The organism is Peribacillus sp. NPDC058002 (assembly GCF_042886655.1).
Taxonomy (GTDB): domain Bacteria; phylum Bacillota; class Bacilli; order Bacillales; family DSM-1321; genus Peribacillus; species Peribacillus aracenensis.
Map to the genome: position 1 here is coordinate 1 of NZ_JBHVQU010000255.1, position 4,833 is coordinate 4,833.

The 4,833-nt window shown below is 40.1% G+C and carries 6 protein-coding genes; all 6 read right to left on the reverse strand.

Translation table 11 applies throughout. The features are described 5' to 3' along the window. Positions 1-350: 350 nt before the first annotated feature. Positions 351-1,250: a sulfite exporter TauE/SafE family protein gene (locus ACFVSH_RS22930; RefSeq protein WP_349728375.1), complete on the reverse strand. Its 900-nt coding sequence runs from the start codon at positions 1,248-1,250 to the stop codon at positions 351-353. Positions 1,251-1,404: 154 nt separating this feature from the next. Then, positions 1,405-2,037, reverse strand: a complete 633-nt coding sequence (locus ACFVSH_RS22935) for an NAD(P)-binding protein (protein ID WP_387707999.1) — start codon at positions 2,035-2,037, stop codon at positions 1,405-1,407. After that, positions 2,018-2,779: a sirohydrochlorin chelatase gene (locus ACFVSH_RS22940; protein ID WP_387598897.1), complete on the reverse strand. Its 762-nt coding sequence runs from the start codon at positions 2,777-2,779 to the stop codon at positions 2,018-2,020. Before ACFVSH_RS22940 ends, ACFVSH_RS22935 begins: the two co-directional genes overlap by 20 nt. Next, the gene (cobA, locus tag ACFVSH_RS22945) at positions 2,779-3,555 is read right to left on the reverse strand and encodes a uroporphyrinogen-III C-methyltransferase (RefSeq protein ID WP_387598900.1); all 777 of its coding nucleotides are present in this window, start codon (positions 3,553-3,555) and stop codon (positions 2,779-2,781) included. Before cobA ends, ACFVSH_RS22940 begins: the two co-directional genes overlap by 1 nt. A gap of 19 nt (positions 3,556-3,574) precedes the next feature. Continuing rightward, entirely contained in the window at positions 3,575-3,790 is a 216-nt protein-coding gene (locus tag ACFVSH_RS22950) for a DUF3906 family protein (protein WP_387708001.1), read from the reverse strand. 20 nt (positions 3,791-3,810) lie between these two features. Continuing rightward, positions 3,811-4,833 (reverse strand): nitrite/sulfite reductase (locus ACFVSH_RS22955; protein WP_387708002.1); only part of this gene is annotated, 1,023 nt, incomplete at its 5' end.

Consider the following 4,833-nt stretch of genomic DNA (forward strand, 5'->3'; position numbering starts at 1 on the left):
GCTTATTATATTATATGAAAGTACAATTCACTCATTTGAACTAAATGCATGGCCATCAATTAATGGTTCTGCTGCTGTTCTAAAATTATTAAATCCCTCACGATAGCTGACTTTTTTAAAGGGGATACCATTGATTAATCTGTTAGGAGAATAGACCGGGGGCTTCAATCTCTCGATAATTAAGAGAGTTAAATCTATTTGACAGGATCAAGAACCTTTAATGAACAACAACTTTAAAGGGGTAATCCATAGCAAAATACTTTACTCGTAGGCATTTATGTACCTACGAGTTTTTAAGTTACATTTCTGAATACGCTTTTGTGTATATTCGCTTCTTTCAATCTCGGAAATCAGGAAACATTTTGCCGTTGTTCGATATGATCATGTTTTCTCGCATTGGACATCTTATTGATGGTTAGAAGAATTCCAGAAAGCCATATAATCACTATGCCTGTATAGATATATATATGAGCTTCAATCGGAATCCATGTAGCTAATAATGTTCTTACATTGATTAAGATAATGAAACCACCCACTAAAACACCCATTAATTGAGCAGGTAGCATCCTGACGAGCCAGGCTGCAATCGGTGCGGCAACCACACCACCAATTATCAATGCTACGACCCAAAGCCAATTGACAGCTTCCCATCCAAGCGAAATGATAAAACCAAGACTTCCGAAGAAAGCAATGGCAAATTCACTCGTATCTACAGTCCCTACGGCTTTTCTCGCCGTCATGCCTTTTTTTGACAATAAAACGGGCGTTGCAATCGGTCCCCAACCGCCTCCGCCTGTTGCATCACAAAAGCCTGCAAAAAGGCCTAACGGAATGGATTGTTTTGCGGTCAATGGCTTTACGATTTCAGTTTCCTTCGACGGTTTAAAAATAAATAAAAAGCGGAATAAAACGTAAACACCCAGGCCAAATAAAAATATGGCAATATACGGTTTTGCTAATTCGGCTGGCAGGTTGCTCAGGAAACATGCACCTACAAATGCACCAACAGAACCTGGAATTATCAAACGATAGACCATATTTCTATCCACATTCCCAAACTTTATATGCGAAGCTCCGGATACTGCTGTGGTCACTACTTCCGATAAATGAACGGATGCTGATGCTACTGCAGGGGCAATCCCGAATGTCAACAATAAGGAAGTGGAACTCACTCCATACCCCATTCCAAGCGAGCCATCGATTAATTGGGCTAAAAACCCGATAAAGGCTAAAACGATTAACTTTTTCATGACATTCCCCTTTTTTTACTAAAATAGAACCTAAATAACACCGACCCGACGGTACCGTTTGCCTGTATAAATCATTTAGATTTCCGTTAAGACACAAAGAGGCACCTAACCAAAATGAAATGACATGTTGGTTAGGTGCCTTCAGTTTTTCTGATCAGCCCAATGATATATTTTCTTCAGCTTCTACTGGTAAAAGCCTAGCTAAAAAACGATATCTTTCTTTTAGGGAATATTTATAAATATCCTCTATTGAATCTTTCAATAACTTGGATTTTTCCTCTTTTGAAAATGAACCATTCTTTATTATCATCCTTGCTTCAAAAAGGAATTCAAGATATTCTTCATACGATTCATCATATACTTTACCTAAGTCATTCCGAATTTTTTTTGCGAGCGTTGGACTTGCTCCATTGGTGGAAACACTTATGGAAAGCATGCCTCTATTCACTGTCGCCGGTATATGAAAATTACCCAGCTCATGATTACTGATTACGTTCACCAACTGACTTTCGGATGCATTTTCGTACACTCGTTCATTAACTTCAGTAGAGTTTGTTGCAACAATGATTAAAAACGCATCTTTATAGTCTGTTTCTTCCACTTCTTTAAGTAAAACTCGAATCTTACCTTCTTTCTCCAACAATTGAAAACCAGTGCATATCTCGGGGCTTACGACTGTCACATCAGCACCGGCTTCCAATAATGGACCCGCTTTAAAGAAACCAATTTTTCCACCGCCGATGATGACACACTTTCTTTTCTCAATATTAAGCGTAATTGGATACATAAGCTCCCTCCCCACTCACTTCATGAATTCGTTCCGATATGGCTTTTTCAATCTTTGGGTGATAACCTAGGTATCGGCAAAGTATGAATTTCTGCTTACCCTTTTTTTGGATCATTTTTATACTATTTTCGATGGACTGCATTAAGAGACCGGTAAACAATAGGTAAGGAATGATAAATACTTGGTTTGATCGAGATTCCTGTGCAAATTCCAATGCTTCTCCTAAGCTCGGTGTGGCAGCTGTCAAATAACACTCTTGCACACGGATTTTTTGAAACCTATTCCTTAGCAAATCGGCCAATCGAGACAAATCCCTTTTCACGTCGGGATCACTGCTTCCCCTTCCAACCAATAAAACCAAGGAATCCTCCGTAACCTTTACATTTGTTTCCTCCAACCGTTCCACTAATATGTCAACCATTTTATCACTGACACCAATTGGCCTTCCATATTTCAAGTCAACGGCAGGGTACCGTTCTTTCATTTTGTTCAATATGACTGGAATATCATGTTTTGCATGTACAGCTGTTAGCAATAGAACTGGAATGGCAATGATTCTCGTCGCACCCTTTTGTACGCATCGTTCGTAGGCTTCTTCAATTGTTGGAGTTTCCAATTCCAAGAAGCAATACTCTTGAATGGTATTGGGCTGTGCTTGCATACAAACTTTAATAAAATCAATGGCTTGGGTTGAAGCTTCTTTAACACGGCTGCCATGGCAAATATATAAAATGGCTTCCATTAAAAGGCCTCATTCGCCAACAAATTTTCGGTTTGTTTTCCTTCAAACCATTTAATTTTTTCTCGTAAATTAACGACATCGCCCACGACTATCATGCAAGGGTTCGAAATCTGTTCGTTATTGGCGGTTTCCACTACATTAGCCAATGTACTGACAGCTGTTTTTTGCGTTTTTAATGTCCCCCAATGAATAAGGGCTACCGGAGTCTCAGGACTTTTTCCATGTTCCAATAGTTTTCCTTGAATATATGGCAGGTTTTTAACGCCCATATAAATGGCCAATGTATCGATTCCTTTTGCAAGGGATTCCCACTTGATATTATCCTCTTCATCCTTTTTCCGATGACCGGTAACAATTGCAAATGATGAAGCATGGTCCCTATGTGTAACTGGAATTCCCGCATAAGCTGTAGCGGCGATTCCAGCGGTAATTCCTGGTACGATTTCATAGCTCACGCCACTTTTGGCAAGGGCTTCCGCTTCCTCCCCGCCTCTCCCAAAGACGAAAGGATCTCCGCCTTTCAAGCGGGTGACTATTTTCCCCTTTTTTGCATATTTGACCAGGAACCGATTGATGGTATCCTGCTGCAATAAATGATAATCCGGCAGTTTACCGCAATTAATCAGCTCTACACCGTCTTTTGCATGATTCAATAGTTCTTTATTCACAAGTCGATCATATAAAATGACATCAGCTTCTTGAATGCATTTTAATCCTTTTAATGTAATTAAATCTGGATCTCCGGGACCGGCTCCTACTAGATATACTTTCCCCATTTTTGCAACCTGCCTTCCCTTAGAGAATTGTTTCGAATTCCGATAAAACGAAACCTGCTCCATTTTTAATTTTCCTTTTTTCATATAATGAGATGTCATCCACTTCAGGCAATTTCAAATAATGCTTTTCCAGTTCGATATCAACAAGTTCAAAAGCCTTTTCATCTGAATCGGCAACAATGATGACATGGATTGGTTTTTCCTTGAGAGTGACTTCAAAACGGTATAGATTCATGGAATGCTTACCTTCCCCTATTAAACGGAAACTCCCGCTAATATATCATCAAGTTTACTTTGTAACTCGTCTACCCCTATCCTTTCCACAAAATCGAGAAAGGTTTCTGATAGAAGTTTTGTTTCTTTGAAAAATAGGATCAATTCTTTCAAAACATGATAGAGCTGATCAGCTTCCACTTTTCCTTTAAGTTTTTCATTGAACTTCCCGCCTTCGTCCAGCGTTCCTCCAACGTATATTTCAAATGCCTCGACCATCTTTTTGTCCTGGTTTTTCATTTTTATGCCTTGCAGCCCTATTTCGGCGATGGCTCTTTGACCGCAATTATTCGGACAACCGACCATATGCATCCTAACAGGTACATCGAGATCTATTTCCTTGTCCAGTGATTCAGAAATGGTCCTCATTCGGTTTTTAGTTTCAACAAGGGCCAGGTTGCAATACTCGATGCCTGTACAAGAGACGGAATAACCAATGAATTTCTTTGGTTGATATGGAAATCTTTCAAAGATGGTTTCCTGCTTTAATTCCTCAAGTTTTGCATCCGGCACATTGGGAATGATTAGATTTTGGGAATTACAGTTGCGGATTTCACCATTTCCATATTTTTTCGCAAGTTCGGCAAACTCAATCACTTCGTCCGGATTTAGACGACCCACTGGTATATTGACTCCAACATAGTTAAGACCATCTTGCTTTTGTTTATGGATGCCGTAGAAATAACCTGCATTCCATCCCTTCACCGCACTTTCTCCCTTTTCAGGAAGCGGACCGGTGTATTCCAGCAATTTTTCCTTGAATTGTTCAGGACCCCAGTCAGCAACAAGGAATTTCAAGCGCGAGCGATGACGCTTTTCACGGTACCCAAAGTCACGGAATATCGTCGTGATGGCGGCCGCTACTTCCACTGTTTTTTCAGGTAAAATGAATAAATCAAGTTCTTCTGCCAGCATCGGAACGGAGGAAAGCCCCCCGCCTACTTTCACGTGAAATCCAACTACCGTCACCCCATCGATTTCTTTAGTGGCTGGATTGAATGAAAC

Bases quoted from the DNA above. Each gene is read 5' to 3' on its own strand.
- ACFVSH_RS22935 (WP_387707999.1), bottom strand. From the start codon at position 2,037: ATGTATCCAATTACGCTTAATATTGAGAAAAGAAAGTGTGTCATCATC.
- ACFVSH_RS22940 (WP_387598897.1), bottom strand. From the start codon at position 2,779: ATGGAAGCCATTTTATATATTTGCCATGGCAGCCGTGTTAAAGAAGCT.
- ACFVSH_RS22930 (WP_349728375.1), bottom strand. From the start codon at position 1,250: ATGAAAAAGTTAATCGTTTTAGCCTTTATCGGGTTTTTAGCCCAATTA.
- ACFVSH_RS22950 (WP_387708001.1), bottom strand. From the start codon at position 3,790: ATGAATCTATACCGTTTTGAAGTCACTCTCAAGGAAAAACCAATCCAT.
- cobA (WP_387598900.1), bottom strand. From the start codon at position 3,555: ATGGGGAAAGTATATCTAGTAGGAGCCGGTCCCGGAGATCCAGATTTA.